Source organism: Ulvibacterium sp., from assembly GCF_965228935.1.
In the GTDB taxonomy this organism is placed as follows: Bacteria; Bacteroidota; Bacteroidia; order Flavobacteriales; family Flavobacteriaceae; genus Ulvibacterium.
On the sequence record NZ_OZ245846.1, the window covers coordinates 415,790 to 440,908 of the forward strand.

General features: G+C 40.3%; 31 protein-coding genes. 22 read left to right on the forward strand and 9 right to left on the reverse strand.

Features of this window, described 5'->3' with window-relative positions; genetic code table 11:
• The first annotated feature begins 13 nt into the window (after positions 1-13).
• The 5 genes from ACO06Y_RS01825 (at position 14) to ACO06Y_RS01845 (ending at position 2,049) form a co-directional block, all read left to right on the forward strand.
• Complete coding sequence (locus tag ACO06Y_RS01825; protein ID WP_422082119.1) at positions 14-463, forward strand: SRPBCC family protein; 450 nt, start codon at positions 14-16, stop codon at positions 461-463.
• A 6-nt stretch (positions 464-469) separates the two neighbouring features.
• Complete coding sequence (locus ACO06Y_RS01830) at positions 470-676, forward strand: hypothetical protein (RefSeq protein ID WP_422082120.1); 207 nt, start codon at positions 470-472, stop codon at positions 674-676.
• A gap of 96 nt (positions 677-772) precedes the next feature.
• Positions 773-1,147 carry a nuclear transport factor 2 family protein gene (locus tag ACO06Y_RS01835; RefSeq protein ID WP_422082121.1) on the forward strand — a complete coding sequence of 125 codons (375 nt, stop codon included), beginning with the start codon at positions 773-775 and terminating at the stop codon, positions 1,145-1,147.
• A 38-nt stretch (positions 1,148-1,185) separates the two neighbouring features.
• Positions 1,186-1,575 (forward strand): VOC family protein, encoded by a 390-nt coding sequence (locus ACO06Y_RS01840; protein ID WP_422082122.1) that lies wholly within the window; start codon positions 1,186-1,188, stop codon positions 1,573-1,575.
• Between the two features lie 21 nt (positions 1,576-1,596).
• Positions 1,597-2,049, forward strand: a complete 453-nt coding sequence (locus ACO06Y_RS01845; protein WP_422082123.1) for a DUF1569 domain-containing protein — start codon at positions 1,597-1,599, stop codon at positions 2,047-2,049.
• A gap of 80 nt (positions 2,050-2,129) precedes the next feature.
• Here ACO06Y_RS01845 and ACO06Y_RS01850 read toward each other — a convergent pair whose 3' ends face one another.
• Genes ACO06Y_RS01850 through ACO06Y_RS01865 form a run of 4 tightly spaced genes read right to left on the reverse strand, consistent with a single transcriptional unit; the run spans position 2,130 to position 4,490 of the window.
• Complete coding sequence (locus ACO06Y_RS01850) at positions 2,130-2,465, reverse strand: hypothetical protein (protein ID WP_422082124.1); 336 nt, start codon at positions 2,463-2,465, stop codon at positions 2,130-2,132.
• Positions 2,462-3,034: an RNA polymerase sigma factor gene (locus tag ACO06Y_RS01855; protein WP_422082125.1), complete on the reverse strand. Its 573-nt coding sequence runs from the start codon at positions 3,032-3,034 to the stop codon at positions 2,462-2,464. Before ACO06Y_RS01855 ends, ACO06Y_RS01850 begins: the two co-directional genes overlap by 4 nt.
• Complete coding sequence (locus tag ACO06Y_RS01860; RefSeq protein ID WP_422082126.1) at positions 3,024-3,353, reverse strand: hypothetical protein; 330 nt, start codon at positions 3,351-3,353, stop codon at positions 3,024-3,026. The genes ACO06Y_RS01855 and ACO06Y_RS01860 overlap by 11 nt, the downstream gene beginning before the upstream one ends.
• A 9-nt stretch (positions 3,354-3,362) precedes the next feature.
• Positions 3,363-4,490, reverse strand: a complete 1,128-nt coding sequence (locus ACO06Y_RS01865; protein ID WP_422082127.1) for a serine hydrolase domain-containing protein — start codon at positions 4,488-4,490, stop codon at positions 3,363-3,365.
• 380 nt (positions 4,491-4,870) lie between these two features.
• Here ACO06Y_RS01865 and ACO06Y_RS01870 point away from each other — a divergent pair, with 380 nt between their 5' ends.
• A complete protein-coding gene (locus ACO06Y_RS01870; protein WP_422082128.1) occupies positions 4,871-5,290 on the forward strand; it encodes a hypothetical protein in 420 nt (139 codons plus the stop codon).
• A gap of 69 nt (positions 5,291-5,359) precedes the next feature.
• On the opposite strand, the gene ACO06Y_RS01875 is transcribed toward ACO06Y_RS01870, so the two are convergent.
• The 4 genes from ACO06Y_RS01875 to ACO06Y_RS01890 form a co-directional block, all read right to left on the reverse strand.
• Positions 5,360-6,043 carry an alpha/beta hydrolase gene (locus ACO06Y_RS01875; protein WP_422082129.1) on the reverse strand — a complete coding sequence of 228 codons (684 nt, stop codon included), beginning with the start codon at positions 6,041-6,043 and terminating at the stop codon, positions 5,360-5,362.
• Positions 5,967-6,389, reverse strand: a complete 423-nt coding sequence (locus tag ACO06Y_RS01880) for a hypothetical protein (RefSeq protein WP_422082130.1) — start codon at positions 6,387-6,389, stop codon at positions 5,967-5,969. The genes ACO06Y_RS01875 and ACO06Y_RS01880 overlap by 77 nt, the downstream gene beginning before the upstream one ends.
• A 12-nt stretch (positions 6,390-6,401) precedes the next feature.
• Positions 6,402-6,791: a RidA family protein gene (locus tag ACO06Y_RS01885; protein WP_422082131.1), complete on the reverse strand. Its 390-nt coding sequence runs from the start codon at positions 6,789-6,791 to the stop codon at positions 6,402-6,404.
• 193 nt (positions 6,792-6,984) lie between these two features.
• The gene (locus ACO06Y_RS01890; RefSeq protein ID WP_422082132.1) at positions 6,985-7,548 is read right to left on the reverse strand and encodes a Crp/Fnr family transcriptional regulator; all 564 of its coding nucleotides are present in this window, start codon (positions 7,546-7,548) and stop codon (positions 6,985-6,987) included.
• Positions 7,549-7,990: 442 nt separating this feature from the next.
• On the opposite strand from ACO06Y_RS01890, the gene ACO06Y_RS01895 reads away from it, so the two are divergent.
• The 14 genes from ACO06Y_RS01895 (at position 7,991) to ACO06Y_RS01960 (ending at position 19,509) form a co-directional block, all read left to right on the forward strand.
• A complete protein-coding gene (locus tag ACO06Y_RS01895; protein WP_422082133.1) occupies positions 7,991-8,572 on the forward strand; it encodes a Crp/Fnr family transcriptional regulator in 582 nt (193 codons plus the stop codon).
• Between the two features lie 190 nt (positions 8,573-8,762).
• Positions 8,763-9,158, forward strand: a complete 396-nt coding sequence (locus ACO06Y_RS01900; protein ID WP_422082134.1) for a YybH family protein — start codon at positions 8,763-8,765, stop codon at positions 9,156-9,158.
• 284 nt (positions 9,159-9,442) lie between these two features.
• Entirely contained in the window at positions 9,443-9,910 is a 468-nt protein-coding gene (locus ACO06Y_RS01905) for a MarR family winged helix-turn-helix transcriptional regulator (RefSeq protein WP_422082135.1), read from the forward strand.
• 86 nt (positions 9,911-9,996) lie between these two features.
• On the forward strand, positions 9,997-10,479 hold the full coding sequence (locus tag ACO06Y_RS01910; protein ID WP_422081926.1) for a nuclear transport factor 2 family protein: 483 nt from the start codon (positions 9,997-9,999) through the stop codon (positions 10,477-10,479).
• A gap of 286 nt (positions 10,480-10,765) precedes the next feature.
• Complete coding sequence (locus ACO06Y_RS01915; RefSeq protein WP_422082136.1) at positions 10,766-11,689, forward strand: helix-turn-helix domain-containing protein; 924 nt, start codon at positions 10,766-10,768, stop codon at positions 11,687-11,689.
• 118 nt (positions 11,690-11,807) lie between these two features.
• Entirely contained in the window at positions 11,808-12,548 is a 741-nt protein-coding gene (locus ACO06Y_RS01920; RefSeq protein ID WP_422082137.1) for an SDR family oxidoreductase, read from the forward strand.
• A gap of 29 nt (positions 12,549-12,577) precedes the next feature.
• Entirely contained in the window at positions 12,578-13,042 is a 465-nt protein-coding gene (locus ACO06Y_RS01925) for a DUF1097 domain-containing protein (RefSeq protein WP_422082138.1), read from the forward strand.
• A 10-nt stretch (positions 13,043-13,052) separates the two neighbouring features.
• The gene (locus ACO06Y_RS01930) at positions 13,053-13,805 is read left to right on the forward strand and encodes an SDR family oxidoreductase (RefSeq protein WP_422082139.1); all 753 of its coding nucleotides are present in this window, start codon (positions 13,053-13,055) and stop codon (positions 13,803-13,805) included.
• A 150-nt stretch (positions 13,806-13,955) separates the two neighbouring features.
• Positions 13,956-14,789 (forward strand): SDR family NAD(P)-dependent oxidoreductase, encoded by an 834-nt coding sequence (locus ACO06Y_RS01935; protein WP_422082140.1) that lies wholly within the window; start codon positions 13,956-13,958, stop codon positions 14,787-14,789.
• A gap of 94 nt (positions 14,790-14,883) precedes the next feature.
• Complete coding sequence (locus ACO06Y_RS01940; protein WP_422082141.1) at positions 14,884-15,795, forward strand: helix-turn-helix domain-containing protein; 912 nt, start codon at positions 14,884-14,886, stop codon at positions 15,793-15,795.
• 151 nt (positions 15,796-15,946) lie between these two features.
• Positions 15,947-16,840, forward strand: coding sequence for an NAD(P)H-binding protein (locus ACO06Y_RS01945; protein WP_422082142.1), 894 nt, complete (start codon positions 15,947-15,949; stop codon positions 16,838-16,840).
• Between the two features lie 16 nt (positions 16,841-16,856).
• A complete protein-coding gene (locus tag ACO06Y_RS01950) occupies positions 16,857-17,777 on the forward strand; it encodes a helix-turn-helix domain-containing protein (protein ID WP_422082143.1) in 921 nt (306 codons plus the stop codon).
• Positions 17,778-18,029: 252 nt separating this feature from the next.
• Positions 18,030-18,473 (forward strand): nuclear transport factor 2 family protein, encoded by a 444-nt coding sequence (locus ACO06Y_RS01955; RefSeq protein ID WP_422082144.1) that lies wholly within the window; start codon positions 18,030-18,032, stop codon positions 18,471-18,473.
• A gap of 79 nt (positions 18,474-18,552) precedes the next feature.
• The gene (locus ACO06Y_RS01960) at positions 18,553-19,509 is read left to right on the forward strand and encodes a helix-turn-helix domain-containing protein (protein WP_422082145.1); all 957 of its coding nucleotides are present in this window, start codon (positions 18,553-18,555) and stop codon (positions 19,507-19,509) included.
• A gap of 325 nt (positions 19,510-19,834) precedes the next feature.
• Here ACO06Y_RS01960 and ACO06Y_RS01965 read toward each other — a convergent pair whose 3' ends face one another.
• On the reverse strand, positions 19,835-20,428 hold the full coding sequence (locus ACO06Y_RS01965; protein WP_422082146.1) for an RNA polymerase sigma factor: 594 nt from the start codon (positions 20,426-20,428) through the stop codon (positions 19,835-19,837).
• Positions 20,429-20,537: 109 nt separating this feature from the next.
• Between ACO06Y_RS01965 and ACO06Y_RS01970 the strand changes: the two genes are divergently transcribed.
• A complete protein-coding gene (locus ACO06Y_RS01970) occupies positions 20,538-21,704 on the forward strand; it encodes a FecR family protein (RefSeq protein ID WP_422082147.1) in 1,167 nt (388 codons plus the stop codon).
• An 89-nt stretch (positions 21,705-21,793) separates the two neighbouring features.
• The gene (locus tag ACO06Y_RS01975) at positions 21,794-25,111 is read left to right on the forward strand and encodes a SusC/RagA family TonB-linked outer membrane protein (RefSeq protein ID WP_422082148.1); all 3,318 of its coding nucleotides are present in this window, start codon (positions 21,794-21,796) and stop codon (positions 25,109-25,111) included.
• The last annotated feature ends 8 nt before the right edge of the window (positions 25,112-25,119 follow it).

Genomic DNA, 25,119 nt, shown 5'->3' on the forward strand with positions numbered 1-25,119 from the left:
TAATCAATTCATCATGAAAAAATTAACCTATTCAACTATTATCAATAAACCTAGGGACTTTGTGTTCGATAAATTAACCGATAAATCGATATATCCCCAATGGGCAAAAGCTTGGGGAGATGGCATGACCTATGAGGGAAAATGGAAAAAAGGTGGATATATGTCTTATTTTGACCATAGCCAGGGTGGAACAAAAGTCATATTTGAAGATTTAAAACCCAATGAATACATAAGAGCCAGACACATTGCCATGGTAAATCCAGATAATGTTGAAGTTGAACTAACGGACGATATGATGAAAAAATGGATTGGTTCTTTGGAAGAGTATTATTTCAAGGAAGAGGGCAGCGATATAACAAAATTTGAGATTGTAATGACCGTAGACGAAGCTTTCCGAGAAATGTTCGATAATGCTTGGCCGAAGGCTTTGGACTATTTTAAAGAAGTATGTGAATCCAATTGATGAAATATGAATCAATTTGCCAACGTGGAATCTTACATCAACGGTTTTGATGGGAAAGCCAAAGAATACCTGCAGAAAATTCGCTCGATAATTTTTGGAACTGTTCCTGATAGCGAAGAACTCATTAACTACAACATTGCCGCATTTACCTTAACCAAAGGTGGAAAAAGGGAGGAACTTGTAGATTACAAAAAGGCGAAAGGTTCAGTATAGTTTCCTCTTCCAAAGCCATTACCTGAAAATTTAATCAGGAAAATGGTCGAGTCTCTTAAAAATCTGATCGATAGTGAATAAAAAGTATTTAACAAAATGACCAAAATCAATATACAAGCCGATTGCGGTAATTCGCCAAGTAAAGAATTCTTAAAAGAGCTGAATATCGCTTTTGCCAAAGGCAATGCTGATTTCATTGTTGAACATGCGAGTGACGATATCGTTTGGACTATTTATGGCGACAAAAAAATTGAGGGTAAGGAAGCATTTAGCAAGGAAGTCCACATGATGAAACAATATTCGGCAGATGAGATGACCCTGCACAGTGTCATCACTCATGGAAGGGAGGCTGCAGCCAATGGTGAAATGCGTATGGGTGACAAGACCTATGCCTTTTGCGATATCTATAAATTCACAAATACGACAAGTATGGTCCTTAAGGAAATGCAATCCTATGTCATCAAACTTTAACTTGTTACTGTGGCGAGGACAACCTTTAAAAATGAATTATGAACCCAGTAGTACACTTCGAGTTTCCATATAAGGACGGAGATAGAATATCCACATTTTACAAGACCGTTTTTGGATGGGAATTAACCCCTTTAGAAAAGGAATTTGGCAGCTATATTTTGGCTACCACCGCAGAGACCGATGCCAAACCAGGTACACCTGCTGGCACAATCAATGGTGGATTCTTTCCTATAAAACCTGACTGGCCTGGGCAGTATCCCTCAGTGGTGATTGGTGTTGGTGACATTGAGGAATCAATGAGGACCATAAATCAACATGGTGGAGAGGTTTTGGGCGAACCTTATAACATTCCAAATTTTGGTCTGTACGTCGCATTCTATGATACTGAAGGCAATAGAAACAGCATTATTCAACCAATCGGAAAGTAAGCTAAATCCAAGCTCGGAAATATGAAAACAATTTTTGATGAAACGGCAAGAAAAGAGTTGATCGACAGGATTGAAAAATTAGGCGTACGTAATGAGGCCCGGTGGGGTGAAATGAATGTTTCCCAAATGCTAAAGCATTGCACACTTTATGATGCATGGATGTTAGGCAAAAACAACCCAAGGTACAAACAAACTTTTTTGGGAAGGCTATTTGGCAAAAGAGCTTTAAAAGATATGATAGGAAATGAAAAACCACTGAAACATCATATTCCTACACTTGATTTTCTAAAAAAAACCGATACAGATGAAAATATTACAGCCCAAAAAGAGAAATGGATAGAGCTTATTAAAGAATTTGAGCACTTTTCAAACCCCAATTTCATCCATACCTTCTGTGGAAAAATGACAAAGGAACAAATCGGGCGCTTGAATTACAAACATACAGACCACCATTTGAGACAGTTTGGAGTTTGAACAATAGAACAATTTTCTGGAATTGGATGGTTTTCCGATATGGTCTCATCAACGCGGCATGTGGCGGGACAGCAAAAGATTTAGGTGTCGAGATATTTTTTTTCCATGTCCCGCAGCTTCAAAATATGGCCTATGCCGAACAAAAGAAGCAGGGTCGCCAAAATGAAAATCGGTGTAACAGGAGCATCGGCTCCGAACCCCGGAATACCCTTCGGGCCATCAAATAGGCCGTACAAGACAAAACTCAAGGCAATGGCAAGGGCAATGGTGCAAAATAGGGATGTCCTGAAAGGACGCTTACGGGATTTCTCCGTTTTTTTTGTTGTTCTGACCTTATCCATTAACCCGTCAAGAAAACCTTCGGAAGTGCCTATAAGGCTTCCTTGCACTAGTTCTTTTACAGTTTCCTCTTTCATAACAATTGATTCATTTCGTCCCCCAGCATCCGTTTTAGATGGAAATATAGGTTATCCCTGCCCCTGTGCAGGTCCACCTTGATCTTTGAGGTACCAAAACCGGTAATCTCGGCCATCTCGTCAATGCTCAGCTCACAGAGGTAGAACAGTCTCAACGCCAGGGATTCGTCCGGTCTCAATCTTTGCAGGGCAAGCAGGATGTATTTTTTCCGCTCCTCCCCGGTAATCGACCGGATTGCTTCCGGACTACGGACCAGGTCATGCTCGACGGAACGGATGTCCATAGCATCCTTTTGTTTTTTTAGAGCGTTATAACATGTATTGACAACTATACGGTACAGCCAAGTGGCGAACGACGATTTGAACTCAAAGCTATGTATTTTTTGGAATACCTTGATAAAGGCATCCTGCAAAGCATCCTCCGCTTTTTCTCCATCCTTTAAAATGGAGCATGCCAAAGAGAGGGACACGTCCTTGTGCTTCTCCGCCAATTCTCTAAACGCTTCGGTATCCCCTTCATTGATCCTCTGGACCAGATCATAATCCTGACTTGCGGATCTATTGCCCAAGCCTCTTTCCAATAAAATGTGCGGCTATCAGTCCCATGGCACCAAAAATCAGGATGGTGCCCCAAATCAGCAGGTCCATGGTGTCCTCTTCCAGATCCATGTACGTAAAGATCGATGATGCCAATAATCCAAGGCCAATCCCCGATACGATACAGCCCATGTCCAAATATTTTGGACCGTAATCTTTCCTTTCAAAGGTCAACCCCTTTTCTATCATGGCCTTTTTTACCAGATAGGTATATCGGGCTACTATAAGGACAATGAGCACCGCACCGATGACGATGACCAATCCTCCCAAGGTTTCGTTCAAATGTTCCATAATTCCAGTTTAAAATTGTTCCTCTATCAGCTCCTCCAATTGCAGTAAAAAGGGATGAAGATTGTCCGAATTTACAAAAAGGACAAAACCATATTTCTGTTCGGGGACGAACATGGCATAGGACTGAAAATCATGGTTGTTCCCCGTATGGAGATGCATGAGCCCGTGTGGGGTGGGCTTCTGGGCTAGTCCAAGCCCCCAGCCTGTCTGGCCGTTCTCCATAAAGAGCTCGTTGTCCGGGCCAAAATGATTCTGTTCTTTCAACATTTCGTCCACAAGTTCCTGTTTCAGGTTATTGGGCCGCATCATCTCCATCAAAAAATGGGCATAATCCAGTGCCTCGGAATGCAGACTGTACCCGGAACCTACTTTTTGGTTCCTGTGGATTTTTAAAGTCACAGCTCCTTTCTGATGGCCCTTGGCCTTGTACCGTTCAAGGGTATCGTTCCAGGTATAGAAACTTCTTTCCATACCAATGGGCCAAGCTACCTTCTTCAAAAACAGCGTATCCAGACCAGAGCCCCAACCAATACCAAGTTTGGTGCCCAAGGCCGCCGCAAGGTGCTGATAGGCCTCCCCGGAATAGGAGAATCCGGTCCCCGGGACAAAAGCTATATGTATGGGCCGACCTTCCGCCCAATTCGGAATCCCGGTACCATGCGAAAGCACCATGCGGGGTGTAATGGTCTTGTAATGCTCCATGGAGATACTGTCTATGGCCTCGGAAAAGACCTCGGGAGTCACCGCCGATTCGAGATAGGGGAAGATGGGCTCGTCCAGGTCTAGGTCTCCTTGTTCCACCATTTTCATTACGAAATATGCGAAGACTGGTTTTGAAAGGGAGGCGGCCTCAAAAATCGTCTGTTCGGTCACGGGTTCTCCGGTTTCTACATTCTCCACGCCAAAGGTATCGTGGTAGACAACTTTTGCATCGTTGACTATGGCTATAGAAACTCCGGGGATTCCAATGGAATCCATTAAATGTGCAATTCGGTTTTCCAATTGCGAGACCTTGACGGGCCTGCCACTTAAAGTCCTGACAAATCCTTTCCGGTATTGTCCGGAGCAGGATGACATTGAATGGAACAGTATCGCGGAAAACAATACCGTCCATATCTTTTTTTTTAGTTTTTTCATCTTATTCGGATTTCATGTGACCTAATAATCTTGTTACGCTGTATTGATTGGACAAGGCGGACTTGGAATAGGTTACAAAATAATGGTATGCGATGGGAAACAATGTGGGAAGAAGGTCTCCAGACAGTGTTCTTTTAAACCAACATTATAAGGGAATCCTTCTTCTTTTTCGATTTGTCTCATTAACGCGCCGTTTTACAGGATACCTAGCATCCGCCAGAAACTACTTCATGTTGGTTATTATGGAGAAGACATTAGGAACTTTGAGCCTAAGGGCACTTCATCCTAGAAAAAAATAGTAGGGTTATTCGCATTATAGTTGTTACATATAGTAATAACCAAATCTTACAATTATTATAAAACTTACTAAGTTTTTCTTTTTGATCATCACTGTTATTGCCTCGACTACCTTTGTTGGCTGTAGCAATGACGATGACGATACCATGGTCCAGGTAAGGGTCAACGGTGTGGTCTTCGATAACGGTGACGATTTCAATGGGGATGTCGATGGTGACTTCACTGGAAATGGCGGAAGTGCCACCCGGACATTCGTATGGTTGAACAATCTCACAACAGCAGATTACAACGCCGATATTACGGCAACTTCCAACGGCACCTTCAACATAGTGGTATTGGATGCTGATGGCACTACTGTTTTAAACAGGTCTTTGGATGGGGCGGTTGAGCCGGATTCCTTTTCTGGGATGACGGATGCAGGAGCCTCTGGCGTTTGGTCAGTGACAATCACTGTGAACTCTTTCAATGGTGATGGAAGTTTCTCTTTGAGTGAGGGGAACTAAATCCCAAAAACAGAATATAAGATAAAAAGCCACTCATGTCAGTGGCTTTTTTGTTGATGGATGCACCGGTTATTTAAACAAGTGGTTTCTAAGATCTGTGGATGCATGATCGAACATAGACTTGTTTGTCGGCAGTTCGGCCAAGAAGTTCAATAACCCAAAATCATGAATCATTCCATTGTAGCGCACTATGGTCACAGGTACACCCGCTTCATCAAGTTTTCTCCGATAGTCTTCCGCTTCGTCCCTCAGGATATCGTTCTCAGCGACCTGGATCAAGGTCGGGGGTAGGCCCGCCAACTGTTCCACAGACGCTTGAAGTGGAGAGATATAAATGGATTTCCTTTCTTCTGGATCTGTCGTGTATTGATCCCACATCCATTTCATGATTGAAGTGGTCAGGAACCTGTCCTCGGCATATGTTTCATATGACTTTTGGGAAAATGAAGCATCCGTTACGGGCCAAAGAAGTAACTGGAACTTGATGTTTGGCCCTCCTTGTTCTTTCGCCCTAATGGCAGTTACCGTTGCCATATTGCCCCCTACGCTGTTTCCGACCAAGGCCAATCTCGATCCATCAACATTGATCTGTTTCCCATTTTCGGCGACCCATTTGGTGGTGGCATAGATTTCGTTGATTGCAACAGGGTACCGGGCCTCCGGGGATGGCGTATAGTTAACAAATACCGCCGAAGCACCAGATCTCACAACCAGGTCGCGAACCATTCTCTTGTGCGTGGGATAATCTCCCAAGATCCACCCGCCACCATGAACGAAGATGAATACCGGAAGTTCCTCTTTCACCCTCTGGGCGAACAATGTTCAATCTGATCTTGTATCCATCCGCTTCAATGGTTTTTTCTGATTCGTAAATACCTGAAAAATCAACATCCGCAGCGGCCTGTGCCCCAATTAAGACTTGCCGGGCATCTTCTTTTGAAAGTGTCTCCAGAGCAGGTCCACCTGAAGTATTGAGAGCTTTTAAAAACTCTTTAGTTCCATAATCAATGTGCGGGTCTGTCAAGTAGTCCTGTACTTGACCCTTTACCGGATTGCTTATCGCAATCAGTATTAAAAGTTTAATTAAAGTTTTCATCATTTTAATGTTTTATTATTTCGCGGCTATTGCCTCCAGTTCCACCACTGTGGTTTCAAACAGTTTGTTGACTTCCACTACGGTTATTGCGGTTCTGATATTGTTTAAAGTGATCCACTCCTGAATGGTACCAAAGTTCTGGCCCAATTCATCAAAGGACGTGGTATACAAAGTAATCCGGGTAATATCCGTGTTTTTGTATCCGGCCTCGCTCAAAACCTCTTCAAGGTTGGCAATGGTTAAAAGCAACTGACTCTTAAAATCAGCGGTACTCGAGATGCCAATGGCATCGATTGCGGTCTGACCTGAAATGTATAAGGTGCTTTCAGGGTTCTTTACTTCAATGGCCTGAACGTAATGACGCTCATCTTGCCAGGTCCAGGGATTGATTTCTTTTCTTTCCATGTTTTTCTTGGTTTTTTCTTGAGAATGAAGACTTGCTATGGTCAACAAGGTCATCACTAAAATTGCAATTCGTTCTATCTCAATTGTTATTAAAAATTTATGGTACAAAGTTGAAAAACGGACAAAAGCCAAACCTGTGAGTGAAATCACAGAAATGGCCATTCAGTTGTGATGTGAGTCACAAAAACTCTAATCAGGAGTAAAGTCGGCTTAGCGTTTCTCTTGAAACACCTAAATAAGCGGCTATTTGGGTTTTGGATATTCTTTGTCCAAGGGAAGGGTATTCCTTTAAGAACTGCTCATACCTTTCTTTTGGACTTTTGGTGAGCAAGGAAAGTATTCGACGTTGCGAACTGACAAACCCCCCATTTGATTTTTGGAGCCAAAACAACCTCATTTTTGGAAGTTCCTCACTTAGTATTGAATAACCCTCAAGAGAGAGGCAGCATACATGGGTACCCTCTAGGCACTTGAGTGAGAAGGTTGCCTTGGATTGGGTAAAAAAAGCATTGAAGTCACTCTCCCACCAGTTCTCCATGGCAAAGGAAACAATATGCTCATTCGCACTCTCATCATGATATACAAGCTTCACCAGTCCAGAAACAATGAAATATGCGTATTTGATCAAATCACCATTTTGAAAAATGAAATCACCCTTTTCGAATTCCCCCATTTTGAACTGCGTAAGCACAAAAGCGAACTCTTGGTCCGTCAAATCAATGATTTCTTCTAAATGGCTCCTAAGTGTCTCGTGCATCTAACTTTTTTCAGAAAAAGGTGAAAGTCATAAAAGGCTACTCATTACAAAAAAGAAGATCAACTTCTATTTAAAGCTCATTTTGACGGGTCATAACCTCCTGGTTTGCCTGCTTTCTGAAATTACCTTTTAAAAAGGAATATTGCAAATGATAGGATTCATATCTCGAATTGCCCTTTTGTAAACTAAAGTTAAAATCCACTTATTTGTGCAAAGTAAAAAGTCACGGGAGATTGCGTCCTATCTTGGCTTAATCTCAATTTTTTTCAAAGTCCCTTAAAACCACCATTTTTGAATTTGTACCGCTTCAAGATGTGTCTTAATAACTCGCCTCTCTATGGTTTTTCTGCCTCTATCAAATCAAGTTGATTAATTAGTTTATTTTTATTGTCCTGCAAGATATGTGATTATCAATTGTATGTGCTTGTTAAAGCAGATCGAAATGAATACGAAACCACTTATAGAGTACTTCCAAAAACTTCTTCCATTAGATGAAGAAGAAATAGCCGCTGTTGATAGGTTTTTCAAATTAAGAAGAGTTAAGAGAAGACAATTTATCCTTCAAGAAGGAGATGTAAGTAGGGTTAATACCTTTGTAGTTGAAGGCTGTTTCCGAATGTATATGGTTGACGAAAATGGCAAAGAACATAATCTTCAGTTTGCGATAGAGGATTGGTGGATTGGAGACATTGAAAGCTTTCATAGTGAAGAACCAACCCGACTCTATATCGAGGCCATGGAGTATTCGGTAATTCTGCAAATAGCCAAACAACAGCAACTAAGACTTTTTGTTGAATTCCCAAAATTCAACCGAATCTTCAGGGTACTGACAGAGAATGCTCTTGTGAGCGCCCAAAGAAGAATTCTACACAATATTAGTTCTACGGCAGAAGAACGATATCTTGATTTTGTAGAACGATATCCGCATTTTTTCCATCGAATTTCCAATGTTCAGATTGCCTCTTACCTTGGCATGACACCTGAATTCCTAAGTACCATTCGAAAGAAACTGGCAAAATCTTAAAATACCTTAAGGTGATTTCTTAAACTGCCTTATAGGCAAGCTCAATGCTGTTTCCTGAACTTTGTTTTGAACAAAATTGAAAGTCATGAAACATTTAGTAGCACCCGCTTTGACCTTACTTATAATAATGTCATGTGGGCAAAAACGAAATCAAAAATCAAATCAATTGTCCAGACAAAAAACTGAAATCATGCAAAAAGAGGAAAAGCAAAAAATTGAAAATTTATTGAGCGAATATACGAAATGTTTGAATTCCTCAGATGCCAAACTGGCCCGGTCGTTCTACACAAAGGATGGTATTTTTATGCCCTCAGAAGCCCCTTCCGGAATAGGTTCGGAAAGTATATTGAAATCTTATGAATTCGTCTTCTCGCAAATTCAACTAAATATTGAATTCTTCATTGAAGAAATCCAAGTGGAGGGAAACATGGCTTTTGCTGTTACCAGTTCAAAGGGAACCGTGAAAATCCACGAAAGCGGGGTTGAGATACCTGAAGCTAACAGAGAGCTTTTTGTGTTTGAAAAAGTTGATGGAGAATGGAAGATTGCCCGATATATGTTCAATAAAACTGAGCCAAAAGGATAGCAAGACTTGAAGGAACACCATCTGAAAGTAATAAAGAATACTATCTGGTTGAAAATTTCAAGAAATTATTAACTGTGGTTTGAAAGTTATGTGTTTTGAAACCGCAGCTACTTTATGTAATCTACAAAATTTGCGTTGTCTCATGAAACCAGCGTATCGCTGAACTTTTCAAAACACTGGGTTGGAAGGTATGGGTCTGACCGGTATATGTTGTCTAAGTAGTTTACTTGTTTTTGAAACTCCACTTATACGGATATAAGTTGAGCAATCGAATTAATTGTTGTATGTTTACAACAGTTATGAGCAACAACAATGGAATTCGCTATGACAAAAGTACCTCAATAGGAATGTTGACAGGTTCCATCTTTGGTTTGTTGAAAAGGGAACTGCAACATCAGTTTGATGCAAGAGAGGTTCCGATAAGGGTTGAGTTGTTTCCAATAATCAATAGACTTTTTATACAGGATGCGGTACCACAGCAGACCATAGCGGAATGGTTTGGTTACGATAGACCCAAAACCTCTCGCGTACTGGATGAACTGGAGAATGCCGGTCTTGTCCAACGTACGGACGATCCTGAAAGTAGACGAACAAAACTCATCTGTCTTTCCAGTTTTTCCAAGGAAATCAGACCCATTATTATCGATGCACTTGAAGAGACGTTTGAGATTGCTTACAAAGGTTTTACAAAGAAAGACATAGATGACCTTATCAAAAAACTACAAACAGTCAAGCTGAACTTGGAACCATAAAAAATTTTATCTAATTGTTGTGTTTTACAACTGTTTCAAATTATAACATTTAAAGAACCGTAACGTAAATCTAAAATCAATGCAATATGGAAACACAAATGAACTTTGAGAATCTAAGGCCAAAAGCGGTAAATGAAGAGGCACTGTCAACGGGTATTGAGTTGTACAATCGGCTCAACCAAGGTGCCCAGACCGGTGAATGGGACCCTTTCTTGGAACTCTTGCATGAAGATCTGACTTGGTTCGCGCCTGTGGACGGGTTCCAGGGGCTTCATAAGGACAAGGCCTCCATGGAAAAATTGTTCAAGCACCACGCCGGAGTGACTAGAACCACTTGGGAATTGAAGAATATCATTGCCAATGGAAACGAGGTGGGCTTTGAATGCTGGACCTACGGTACCATTGAGGGAAAATCTTACGGTAACCAGTTGATGATGCTCTTTGTTATTGAAAATGGAAAGGCACGGCACATAAGGGAATATGCGGGATACATCAACGGTGTCGGGGATTTCGTGGGCATAGGAAAGGCCAGCGATGGCGAAGATGCACATGACTATAAAAAAGAATAGAGACTCCATTCATAAATACACACTTCAAGACAACGGTTTGGACATTGCTCTGAACCGTTGTTCCAATATCGGGTTGTTCCATAAAACCAACCATTTTAGGGAATTTCATTATTTCTTAGTTAGTTTCATTAACTCGCCGATTCATGAGACTCTTTATCTCTGTTTCAGTTCTAAAGCAATATTAATTGACTGTTGACCACGATTCTCTAAATTTGCAAGTAACAGCCATACCTATCAAGTAACAGCCATACCTATGTAGTATAACATCCAAGGTAAAATCTGGGAAATGGAAAATGAAAGTCCCGAAGCAAAGTCGCTCTATGAATTATATCTTCATCTAGGACTGCCTGTGGATTTAATTCAACCTTCTGAAGGCTTTGCCATTCTTGATTTGAAGGATATTAATTTTACGCTTCCTTACCAATCACCATCATTCCGTCCGGATTATTTTTCGTTTCTTTTTGTAAAAAATGGCAAAGGAAAGTATGTTATAGATGAACACTCTTTTCTGGTAGAACCACATTCCATCTATTTCACCAATCCGAGCAATTACCGAACTTTCAGTTGGGAAAAAATCTACGAAATTTATCTGATTACTTTTGATGAAACCTTTCTAAAGCAATATGTCAATAAGGACATCTTCTCTGAATTTCCATTTCTCTTGACGGAAACAATCAGCCCAAAAATTGTAAATGACGGATTTTACAGCGAAGTGGAGCCGGTTTATCTAAATATTCATAACGAGTACATCAATCACTCCGCCGATAAATATAGAATTATTGGCCATTTGTTGGCAGTGATGCTCTATAAGATCAAAGCTTATTTTTGGCAGGACTACAACCCGATTTATGAAGGAAACAGAAGTTCACAAATCGTCAAATCGTTCAAGCGATTGCTTGAAAAACACTATCGTGATTTAGTTACGGGAAAAACGGAAACCCTTTTTAAGGTTCAGGATTATGCCGAAGCACAAAACCTACACCCCAATTACTTGAGTAATATTATCAAAACCAAAACGGGAAAAACGGTTACTACCTGGATTGCCGATAAGACGATTTCAGAAGCAAAATCGCTCTTGCGGAATTCATCCATGCCCATCAAGGAAATAACCTATCGATTGGGATTCTCTGAAACCGCTCATTTTAGCAACTTTTTTAAAAAACACACGAAAACATCTCCTGTCCAGTACCGAAAAGAGCATACAGATTAAAGGGTTGGCGCTCAATTTCCATGCTATTTAATTTTTACAATAAATGCTGTATTCCTTGCAACAGACAAGGGATGGTACCTAAATACCTTTGTTCTATTAATTTTTAAAAAATAGACAAATGAAAAATTTAAGCAACAAGGTTGCACTTATAACAGGTGCATCAAGAGGAATTGGTGCCAAGATAGCGAGTCAAATGGCAGCAGCGGGCGCCAAAGTTATAGTTAATTATTCCGGAAGTAAATCTGATGCGGAGAAGGTTGCCAAAAAAATCAAAACAAATGGTGGGGATGCCATCGCCATACAAGCCGATGTAAGTAATGCACAAGATGTAAAAAATCTTTTCGATACTGCCATGGCCCACTACGGAAAAGTTGATGTGTTGGTCAACAACGCAGGTATCATGATCAATACACTGATTAAAGATACCACCGACGAGGATTTTGCAAAACAAATGGATGTAAATGTAAAAGGAGTATTTAATACGCTTCGTGAAGCTGCCATAAAATTAGCAGAAAATGGAAGTGTCATCAACTTTTCAACTTCGGTCAATAGAATCATGTTGCCCACCTATGGGCCTTATGTAGCCACCAAAGCAGCCGTTGAACAATTGACCCGTGTATTTGCAAAAGAAGTGGGAAGCAGGGGTATCAATGTAAATTCAATCTCCCCCGGACCTACAAATACCGCACTTTTCACAAAGGGAAAACCAGAAGCGGTCATCAATAGATTGGCCTCTTTATCAGCTTTCAATCGTATTGGTGAGCCAGAGGACATTGCAAAAATTGTAACCTTTTTGGCAAGCGATGAAGCCAAGTGGATTTCCGCTCAGAACTTAGGTGCCAACGGAGCAATGGCTTAACAGCTCTAATCATTTAAATAGCACATATTATGAAAACATTTTTAACAGCCCTCGTTATGGGGCTATGCGGAGCATTGGCAGTATTCATCTCATTTTCGATGGGATGGGCTACCTGGGTCATGTTCCTTGCCTGGGTAAGTTATTATCTGTTCGGAAAATCGATCAAAGTATATACTCCCAGTTTCTTACAGATCATATTGGGAATACTACTCGGAGTACTAATACAATCCATGGCAAGTCTTCTTGTGCCCATAATAGGAGCAATGGGATTTCCATTGACCGTTTTTGTCCTTATCGGTTCGCTGGCATATGTATCAAAAATCAATGGGCTGAATAACATCCCTGCTTGGTTTCTAGGATTGATCATCTTTTTTGGGGTACACCCGGAGCTACAGGTAATTCCAGTATTGGGTCTACTTGTCCCAATAGTTACAGGGGTCATTTTCGCATTGATCAATGATACAGGATTGAAATACATAAACACAAAATTTTAAAACATAAACAATGAATACACTACAAAATAAAACAGCTTTGATTACCGGTTCTGCAAGAGGTTTGGGAAAAGCCATAGCGGAAAGATATGCAGCACTTGGAGCTAATATCGTCGTCAATTATTCTAGAGACAAGGTATCAGCAGAAGAGACACTATCAACTGTTGAAGCCATGGGGGTCAAAGCCATAGCTATACAAGCCGATGTCAGTAAAGTAACCGACATTGAAAGACTATTTGATGAAACAAAAAAAGCCTTTGGAAAGATAGATATCGTCGTTGCCAATGCCGGTATAGAAATGGTAGAAACACCGGTAACGCAATTCACTGAAGAACAGTTTGACCGTTTGTTCAGCATCAATACCAAAGGGGCTTATTTTACCATGCAGCAAGCGGCCAAAAACATCGAAGATAACGGACGTATCATTTACATCGCCTCAAGCACTACGGCTTTTCCTGTTAAGGGAATGGCGGTGTATGGAGGAAGCAAAACCACACCACGTTATCTGGTGGATGTTCTTTCAAAAGAAATAGGACACCGGGGTGTCACGGTAAACTCCATTATTCCCTTTGCAGTAGACCATTCCGGAATATTCGTCGACCCAAGTGCATATCCCGAATTAAGAAAATCGCTGATCGAAAGCTGTCCCATGGGTAGGTTGGCAGAAGTAGAAGATGTAGCAAACCTTGCAGAATTTTTTGCCAGTGATCTATCATCCTTCGTAAATGGACAACACCTATTGGTAAATGGTGGTGCTACTCAGTAAAAGCATACCGATAGTTGAAATGAATCACTGATACAATTTATTCGATAAACCCAACTTCCTCACTTTGGCTACATCCTTCCCCAATTCGGCTACAAGAAGGAAAAAGTGATGATTGACCTTTGTAGTGTTCTAATATTAAAATTTAAGATCATGGAATATCAAAGAGAAAACAAAGTTTGGTTCATCACGGGCTCTTCCCGTGGATTTGGACGTATTTGGACGGAAGCCGCACTTGAGCGCGGAGATAAAGTTGTGGCAACAGCCCGCAGATTGGAGAGCATATCCGATTTACAGGAAAAGTACGGAGAAAAGGTGCTCACCTTAGCACTCGATGTGACTAAGACGGATCAGGTAAAGGCTGTACTCGAGCAAGGGTATAATCATTTTGGCAGATTGGACGTCATTCTGAACAATGCCGGTTATTCACTTATTGGTACGATCGAGGAATCAGGTTTGGACGATGTCCGGGCACTCTATGAGACCAACATTTTTGGAGCGCTCTCCGTCATTCAGGCGGCGCTACCATTATTGCGCAAGCAAGGTGGCGGTCACATATTGGGTGTATCAAGTAGTTTGGGCCTTGAGTCGATGCCTGTAATCGGGTACTATTGTTCAACAAAATGGGCATTTGAAGCCATTCATGAAAGCTTGGCTGCAGAGGTAGAGGCCTTTGGTATCAAAGTAACCCTTATTGAACCTGGTTCCTATGCGACCGAATTCGGCACTCCCGAATCATTGAAGATGGCCAATGGACTTGACATCTATTCCGACTTTAAAGGGCAATTTGTACAAGGTCTGCGAAACTTGGAAAGAGGAAACCCGAACGCTACCCCTGAGGCTATTTTCAAAGTGGTAGATGCGAAACAGCCACCTCTGCGACTTTTCCTGGGCAACCAAACATTGCCTTCAGTACGTAAGGCTTACAATGAGCGATTGGCAACATGGGAAGCTTGGAAAGAGGTATCCAATGCCGCCCAGGGTTAAAAAATAGGTAACTAAACAAGATTCAACAGCATTTAATTTTAGCGATGACCGATATTCACTATCTTATCGGTTGTCGTTTTCCAGCCAATAAATAATGCGAAGAGAAGAAAACATACCTCGAAAATTTGATTCCTTATCGGACTTTCATCGTGCGTTTGGGCTTCCAAAGCCATCCCATCCATTGATAAGTTTTATAGAAATTGATGAAGTCTCAATCCCAACTGAACAAACGTTTGATTTCTTTATGTTGGACTTTTATAAAATCGCCTATAAAACTACACTCTGTGGGCAGGCAAGGTATGGTCAAAATTATTATGATTTTGGTCAGGGTGGATTGGTGTTTACGGCGCCAAACCAGGTTTTCGAGAGTCCAAAAAGGTCAGCTTCAGGCTATATCTTTTTTATCCACCCCGATTTTTTGCTGACCTACCCCCTAGCAAAAAAGATAAAGCAGTTCGGTTTTTTTTCATATGCCACCAACGAGGCACTCCATCTTTCCGCAGAAGAAAAAACAACAATACTGGCTATTTTCAAAATCATTGATGAGGAGCTGGGAAGTAGAATTGATGACTTTAGCCACGATGTGGTCATTTCTCAAATAGAACTGTTGCTGAACTACAGCAATCGATTTTATAACAGACAATTCCTCACACACAAAGCTGTTTATAACACCCTATTATTACAAGTTGAGGATATTTTAGACACCCATTTCAATGGCCCAAAACCATTAAATGATGGTTTGCCCACTGTCCACTATTTGGCTGACCAGGTGAATGTGTCTCCCAGCTATTTAAGTGATATATTACGTTCATTGACCGGGCAAAATGCCCAACAGCATATTCATCATAAATTGATAGAAAAGGCTAAGCAAGAACTGTCCACGACCCGTCAATCCGTAAGCGAGATTGCTTTTGTTTTGGGTTTTGAACACCCACAATCGTTCAGCAAGTTCTTTAAAGCAAAAACCAAACGCACCCCATTGGAGTTTAGGCAATCGTTTAACTGATCATAAATACGTACAGTAACTCGTTCACTGGAACACTACCCATAGAACAACGAATTGATAGACCATCCATTCTGACTACAACAACAATCATTTTGGCTACATCTGTTGCTCAATGAAACAGGAACTTTGTACAAATAAAAAAATAGAAAAAATGAAAATTGTAGTGACAGGCTCATTGGGCAACATCAGCAAACCTCTTGCGGAGGAGTTGATTGCAAATGGACATTCAGTAACGGTAGTAAGTAGCAATCCTGAAAAACAAGAGGGCATCGAAGCATTGGGAGCTAAAGCTGCCATAGGTTCAATGGAAGATGTTTTCTTTCTTTCGGAAGCTTTTAGTGGTGCGAACGCCGTCTATTGTATGGAAGCATTTGGCTTCTTTGATCCGGAGTTTGACTATTTAAAATACGTTGGCGAAATAGCCCATAATTACAAGCAGGCAATTGAACAATCTCGTATAAAAAAAGTAATCCATCTGAGTAGCATTGGCGCCCACGCTGCCGAGGGGGTTGGGATTCTGAAGTTCCACAATATTGCGGAAGGAATAATGGGTCAACTTCCGGAAGATGTGGTCATTAAATTCATTCGGCCGGTCGGGTTTTATGTGAATTTGTTGGGCCAAATACCAACGATTAAATCTCAAGGCATTATCGTTTCCAATTTTGGAGGTCAAGTGAAAGAACCATGGGTTTCACCGTATGACATAGCCGATGTTATTGCCCAAGAATTTGACCGTCCATTTGATCACAGAAAAATCCGCTATGTGGCCAGTGATGAAGTTTCTGCCAATGAAATCGCAGAAATATTGGGTAAGGCAATTGAAAAGCCTGATCTAAAATGGGTAACCGTAACAGATGAACAGTATTTGGATGGTTTGCTAAAATTTGGAATGAACAAACAGATCGCAGAGGATTATGTGGCAATGCAGGCAGCCCAACGAAACGGAAGTCTCTACGAGGATTTCAACCAAAATAAACCCCTATTCGGAAAAGTGAAATTCCATGATTTTGCTAAGGAGTTTGCAGTCATATACAACCAACAATAATTATATTCATCTCCATATGGCGGACAAAAAGCTACATCGAATCAAAACCATTAGTGAATTTCATAAATTCAGAGGTCTTCCATTACCAGAACACCCCTTGATCAGTGTAATAGATTACGCTTCGATCAAGCATTTGGGTGAAAGTAATTCACTGGGTTGGGTACTTGATTTTTATGCCATTTCCTTAAAAAAATCATCCCACACCAAATTTAGATATGGTCATCAAGAGTGTGATTTTGATGAAGGTTCATTGTTCTTTATGGCTCCTAACCAAGTATTTCAGGTGGAGGTTGACAAAGGCCATACCCCAGTGAATTCAGGATGGCTGTTACTTGTTCATCCTGAATTTATTTGGGGCACGACCTTGGCAAAAACAATCAAGCAATACGATTTTTTTGATTATGCCGTAAACGAGGCACTGTTTCTTTCGCCCAAGGAAGAATCCACCATAAATAGTATTGTTCAAAACATTCAGCAGGAGTACCAAACGGGTATAGATAAATTTAGCAAACAAATTATTGGTACCCACATTGAAAATTTACTTAGTTATTCAGAACGTTTTTACAATCGCCAATTCATTACAAGGGAAAAGGCGAATCATCAAATTTTAGAACGTCTGGAAAAATTATTAACGGATCACTTTAAAAATGAAGACCTAGCAACAAAAGGTTTACCATCCGTGCAATACGTTTCCGAAGAATTGAATGTTTCGCAAAGTTACTTGGGAAGTCTACTTAGAGCCCTTACGGGAAAAAATACGCAACAGCACATTCACGAAAAACTAATTGAAAAAGCCAAACAGGAATTGTCCACAACACGTCAATCCGTAAGCGAGATTGCTTTTATTTTGGGTTTTGAGCACCCGCAATCCTTCAGTAAGTTTTTTAAAGCAAAAACGAAGCGCACTCCTTTGGAATTTAGGCAATCGTTTAATTAGCGAATGAACGTAAAAGGCTAAAGCTTAAAAATATTTATAAAATATTTAAAGCCGAGCCTACCATTGAGTAGCTGGAAGTTTATATCAAGAACCTATCTTGTTAAAAAACAGCTCATTGATTGATTCTTGCAAGTAACGCTTTGATTCTTTCAAACACTGAGCTTGTACGTAGCCATAATTTTGTTTCATGAAAATTAATTTCTGCAGAGTAACCCATTAGTCATTAGTCATATTACTTAAAAATTAGAAATCATGAATACAAAAGAGCAAATCAGAAAAGAAGCCCAGACAACATTTAAAAACCACTTAAAATATTTATCCTCAGGACGGATAAAGGAATGGATTGAGCTATTTACAGAAGATGGTGTATTAGAATTTCCCTATGCACCCGTCGATTTTCCCAAGTTCGTAAAAGGCAAAAAAGACCTTTATCAATACATGAAGAATTTTCCGGAACATTTCAAAGTCGACTTTGAGAATCTTCATTTTCATCCTACTGAGGAACCCACATTGGTCATAGCGGAATTTTCAAGTAATGGCTATGCCATTAGCACCAGGAATCCCTATCTGCAAAAATACATTTCCGTTGTTACTACCGACACTGAAGGGAAAATCATCCGATATGTGGATTTTTGGAACCCTATGGTGGCAATGGACGCTATCAATGCACCATTGGGCGACTTTGCCCAAAAATAGATTTTAGATGAATAAAAAAATAGCCAGAATCCGGTTTACTCCGATTCTGGCTATTTTCTATTTTACCAAATGATAGGATATGAAGCCGTTCAATAACTTTGCCATTTTTCGTAAATTGTTTGGAACGTGTTATAAAATGGACAGACCGGAGACACTGGAAGAATATTACACCAATAGGCCTTTCCTTAAATCAGTTGATTTGAGGTATGAAGAAGGGCACTTTAATGTGTTTCGGATTGAAGATTATGAAGTGGATGATAAAAACAATGTCGTATATGGTCGGAAAGATTATTATAAAATATGCCTCATTAATGGAAATAGCAAGATTCATTATGCTGATAGGAGTTTTGAGATTTTAGGACATGGCCTTCTGTTTACCAGCCCACTAATTCCATATAATTGGGAAGTCCTAGAGCCTGTACAGATTGGTTATAGCTGTATTTTCACTGAATCTTTTTTTACAAGTTATGGAGGATTAAAAAAATACCCCTTTTTTAGTCCCAACAGCTACCCGGTATTTGAATTGAACAAATCGGAAATTGACCAGCTTGAGAAAGTTTTCATACAGATGATAGATGAAAAAAAATCCGATTTTGAATTCAGGGACGATGCACTGAGAAATTTGGTCATCAGGCTAATACATGATGCCTTAAAAATACGACCCGTTAAAAATGTTTCTTTGGATAAGGTAAGTGCAGCGAACAGAATTACTTCCTTATTTTATGAACTTTTGGAAAGCCAGTACCCCATAAGAAATACAATAGAGGGAATAAAATTACGCACTGCTTCCGATTTTGCCGAGCAAATGGCCGTTCATGTGAACCACTTGAATAAATCAATAAAAAAAATCACAAAAAAAACGACATCCGAACTCATTACGGATAGATTATTGAAGGAAGCCAAAATAATGTTGAGACATAGCACTTGGGCAATATCCGAGATTGCCTACAACTTGGGATTTGATGGCCCATCACATTTTAGCAATTTTTTCAAAAAGAAATTAAAGATTACCCCATCTGAATACAGAAATTTTTAGAAATCTATTTTGAAATTCAACAAAGGAAGTAGGTGGATTTTATCATTAATTTTAACATTACCTCAATATTTTCAAAAGTCTCATAAAGCCAACAATTCTTGAGAATTTGCTCCTTCCTCAGAGTGCGTCTCCTTAACTCACCATTTTAGGAGACGAAATGGAAAAATGGGAAAAGCCCCTTAAATCGTTCTTTTTTAGGGACTAACGATTACCTAAAAGAGCGAAATTTGGAGTTTGACATAGGTATTCAGTTGTACTTCAAATTACTCTTTTAATTTATCTGCCTATTAGTTCAAAAGATGTGACAAGACTTTTAATGAGTTCCTTAAAAGGCAATTTGATTTCTATAACCAAAAATCAAAAACAATATGGGTTCAATATGAGCCCCAAGTTTTTTGGACAGGATTTTAAATGCCCTTGTTATATGGCCCTCAACGGTTTTTATTGAAATATCAAGGTATTCGGAAATTTCGGTATGGGTAAGCCCTTCCTTTTTGTTCAACACAAAAATACGTTTGCATTTAGGAGGTAGTCTATCAATTTCAATATTCAATTGAGCAATTATTTCCCCTAAATCATGCTGTTCTTTCTCAATAACAGAATCCAAGACCTCAAGATATTTTTTCTCCAAATAAATAACAGGCCTATTTTTTCTATACTGATCTACAAATTCATTGTATACCGATTTATACAATAAACTCTTAATAGAATAATCAGGGTTGATTTTCCTTCGATGCAGCCATACCGACACAAAAACATTTTGGACAATATCTTCTGCCTGAACTTTGCACTTTGTTAAGGTGCAAGCGTAAACACAAAGTTGTCTATAGTAGGTTTCCATCAAATAGTCGTATGCTTTTGCATTACCCCGTCTTAATTGGTCGGAAAGAAAACCATTATTTGTGTATCTCAGTTTCAATTTAAGTATAATTAAAAAATTAATATAAAATCTAAGTAAAAATAAAAAAAGTAAGGAAAAAACAAAGGGGTATCAAAATATCGAACGTATTGATTGCATAATTGACAAAATGATGGAAGCCGGAATAGAGCGTATCATTATCAAATTCCTCAACAAAGAGGCCGATTCCAAGGAGATGGATCAATTGGAAGATTGTCTAGGAAATAATCATATTCATAAGACCTTCAAAGAGTTTACGCGAATCGACTATTTAAGCACGTTTATTATGACAGATTTCGATATAAACAAAGGCAAGACAGCGATAAGGAACAAAATAAGGAACAAAGAACGTAAACGTGCCAAAACCCTTTTGAGCAGAATTGCCATTGCAGCTTCTGTGCTAGCACTTATAGGTTTTTTTGTTTTCATGAGTCATGATGTCAGTGGTGGCAATGCTATTTCAACATCTGAATCAAATGTTTTGAAAGCTGGATCGGACAGGGCTATTCTTACCTTGGATGACGGTAGTCAGGTGGCCTTGGAAAAAGGAAAGAAATTTCAAACGAAACAGTTGATAAGCAAGGGCAAAGAGCTGATATATAATGCCAGTACGGAAAGTAAGTCTACAAACCAAAAGCAGTCCTACAATTATTTGACTGTTCCAAGGGGAGGGCAATATTTCGTTCAATTATCGGATGGTACCAAGGTTTGGTTGAACTCCGATTCGAAGCTAAAATATCCCGTCAATTTTCAAAAAGGCGAAAAAAGGGAAGTGGAACTTTTATATGGTGAAGCCTATTTTGAAGTTTCTCCTAGTAAACAGCACCAGGGAGCAAAGTTCAATATTTTGACCAAGGTCCAAGAAATTGAAGTTTTAGGCACGAAGTTCAATATAAAGGCCTACGATGGGGAAGACAAAATCACAACGACATTAGTAGAAGGGGAAATACAGGTGAACTTGGAGTATTTCCAGAAGATACTCAAACCCAACCAGCAATCTCAAATTGGTTTAGACGATGGTCTTTTTAACGTAGTTGACGTTGATGCGGCCCAAGAGGTTTCTTGGGTCAATGGCCTATTTATTTTTGAGGATGCACCCCTGCACGAAATGATGAAAGTATTGTCTAGATGGTACGACGCCGAAGTCTTTTATGAAAAAGAGGAATTAAGAAAGTTTCGGTTCACCGGAATACTTGAGAGATCAAATTCAATAATGGACATCCTAGAACTTGTCGAGGCTTCAAGCGATGGCCAAGTATCAATTAAAATCAAAGAGAAAGTAATACTAATCAAGTAAAAAAGGAAAAGGCCATTACCTCCTACAGCATTAGCCTTTTTCCCATAGAAGTTCAATTAAAACGATGTCTAACTAAACCAAACAAATTTATGGAATTAAAATTTAGTGGGGGATTCTTTTCCTATCATGTTAGAGTTCTTCTGGAGTTCACTATGAAAATGTTCTTCTTTTTATGTTGCACCTTAGCATTGGCATTGGGCCCAAAATCGGGACTTGCCCAAAATGCGGACATCGCTATAAAAGAAAACAGGACATTAAATGTAAAACAAGCATTTAAACTTATCAACAAGCAAACGGACTACAAGTTCATTTATCGATTTGAACTTATCAAGGACGCCCCCAAGATCAAGATTGATAAGGGTATAATTAAGGCGGGGGATTTACTGGCTAGGTTTCTGTCCCCTATAAATTTCACTTATGAGTTCACCGAAGACGAAACAATTGTTGTAAAAAGGAAGCTTACAAACAATGCTGTAAATAATACGGAATCGTCACCCGATGAAGTGATACAATTTCAAGTATCTGGAAAAGTAACGGACGGTCAGGGCGTACCTCTTCCAGGTACAAATATTGTTGAAAAGAATACCACCAATGGTATTGTCACGGATTTTGATGGTAATTTTTCAATACAGTTGGTAGATGAAAATGCCGTTATAGTTGTTTCATACATCGGCTATTCCTCAAAAGAAGTCCCTGTAATGGGTCGGGCTAGTTTAAATATTGTTTTGGAGGAAAGTGCCAGTAGTTTGGAGGAGGTTGTCGTGGTGGGTTACGGTACGGCCAAAAAGAAAGACCTGACCGGGGCTGTAGCCAAAGTAAATATTGAGGATACCCGACTGCAACCCAATGCCAATGCCGCTCAGATATTGAGGGGTACCACGGCGGGTGTTCAAGTAACCGATAATGGTAGACCGGGATCTAACGGTACCATTAACATAAGGGGAATCAATTCCATTTCGGCCAGTAATGCGCCATTGATCGTTCTGGATGGAATTATCTATGCGGGAGGATCACTTTCCGATATCAATCCAGGGGATATAGAGTCCATAGATGTACTGAAGGATGCCAGCTCTACAGCCATTTATGGTTCTTTAGCAGCCAATGGGGTAATAGAGGTCACTACTAAAAAGGGGGAACGCGGAAAGCCCAAAATCACTTTCAATACATATACAGGAATTTCCGACTTTGCCTTTATCCCAGATTATCTTAACGCGGAGGAATATCTGGCCAGAAGGTTAGATGCCGAAGCCGCCGAAGGGGGTCCCCTCCCTTTCTCACCCATAGAGTTGGAAAACATTGAGGCGGGAAGATCTATAGAGCCTTTTGAAGAAATTAAGCAATACGCCCCTATTTCAAATTATGAGTTGAGCGTCTCCGGCAAGACCGATGCCATAAGTTACTTTTTTTCGGGATCGTATATCGATGTTAAATCACCCGTAAGAGGGGACAATTTTGAACGCTATTCGGGTCGTCTAAATCTAAGTATCCAAATAACGGATTGGTTAAAGGCCGGTATTAACAGCGGCTACACTTCAAAAGATGAATCCGGGGTGCGTGCCAATTTATTACATACAGCATGGCTAAGCCCATATGCCAGTCTGTTTTTGGAAGATGGGGTTTCACCTACACCATTGCCCCAAGATGTTGGTCTGGTCAGTAATCCGTTGCTGGGCAATTTGACCAGTGAACGCCTATTCGTGACCAATACCTTATTTACCAATGCTTTTATTGATTTTGATATTTGGAAAGGCCTTTCCTATAAATTGAACGGGGGATATACCAGAACCGATGTCAAGGATTTTGGTTTTGAGCGTTCTTATGAACCGCTCAACAGGCCAGGGAGCGGATACAAGGAATCTCAAGAAATTCAGAACATGACCTTGGAAAATATTGTGAGCTATAACAGGACTTTTGCGGGTAAACATCGAATCGATGTTACCTTGTTATACGGTATCTATGAGTTTCAACAACAAGGCTCAAGGTTGTCCAGTGACAATATTTTTAGCGATGTTTTGGGCTATAATGCCCTGGAGATAGGGGAAAACTTTAACGTTAACTCAGATGCACGGGAAAATAAGCAGACTTCCGAAATGGCGAGGTTGGGATATTCGTTCGACAGCAAATATTTTCTCACCTTGAGTTTGCGAAGGGATGGTTTCTCGGCCTTTGGACAGGGGAATAAATATGGTACCTTTCCTGCAGCGGCAATAAGCTGGAACGTCTCGGAGGAACCATTCCTATCCAATGTGGGTTTTTTAGATTTCCTTAAGTTGCGGGCATCTTGGGGACGCAATGGAAATCGCGGTGTGGACGAATATACCTCCTTAAGCGATGTGGAACAAAACTTTTATGTGTTCGGGGATGGTGCTTCTGCTTCCGCTGGTCTATTTACCTCATCTTTTGCAAATCCAGACTTAGGCTGGGAAACTACGGAAAGCTTAAATGTTGGTATGGATGTGGAGCTTTTTTCCAATCGTGTATCGGCATCGGTCAATTATTACAACAGCAACACGTTCGATTTGCTATTGGAACAGACCATTCCCAACACTAATGGTTTCGAAATCTTTTTCCGCAATGTAGGGGAGACCAAGAATTGGGGTCTGGAAATAGATCTGGGAACCACTAACATCAAGACCGAAAACTTCACCTGGGACACCAATATTGCCTTTTCTTTCAACAGAAATGAAATCGTAAAACTTACGGGAAGGGATGTAGATGGCGATGGGGTTGAAGATGACGATATTGCCAGCGGATGGTTCATTGGGGAACCCCTGGGATCCAATTTTGATTATGTGTTCGATGGCATTTTTCAGGAAGGCGATGATCTTTCCTCAATTCCCGGGGCCCAAATAGGTGATATCCGGTTTAAGGACATAAGTGGTCCCGATGGAGTCCCAGATGGGATTATCACCCCTGATGACAGGACCATAGTCAGCAATGATCAACCCGATTTCATTATGGGGATAACCAACATATTCCGTTATGGAAACCTTAGCTTATCCTCTACGTTCAATGTACGACAAGGAGGGTTCACGGCCAATAGAGCTATAAGTCCAGGAGCCAATTTCTTTGACATTGCCAACTTTGTAGATTCTCCCTACTGGACTCCAGAAAACCCGATAAATACGGCACCTAGGATCAATTACAGAAACCCCTTGGACTATGGGTTTTATGGGGACCGTAGTTTTGTTAGACTACAGGACGTTTCCATTGCCTACGACTTCCCCAAAAGGGTCTTAGAACGGATTCATATCAGCGGATTACAAATTTATGTCAGTGGAAAGAACCTGATTACCTGGACGGATTGGCCCGGCTGGGACCCGGAATTTGGGGAAGGAGGCAGACAGCCTGGTGATAATGGCCCCATCTTAAAAACATACACCGTTGGTCTAAACATATCATTATAAAAAAAGAA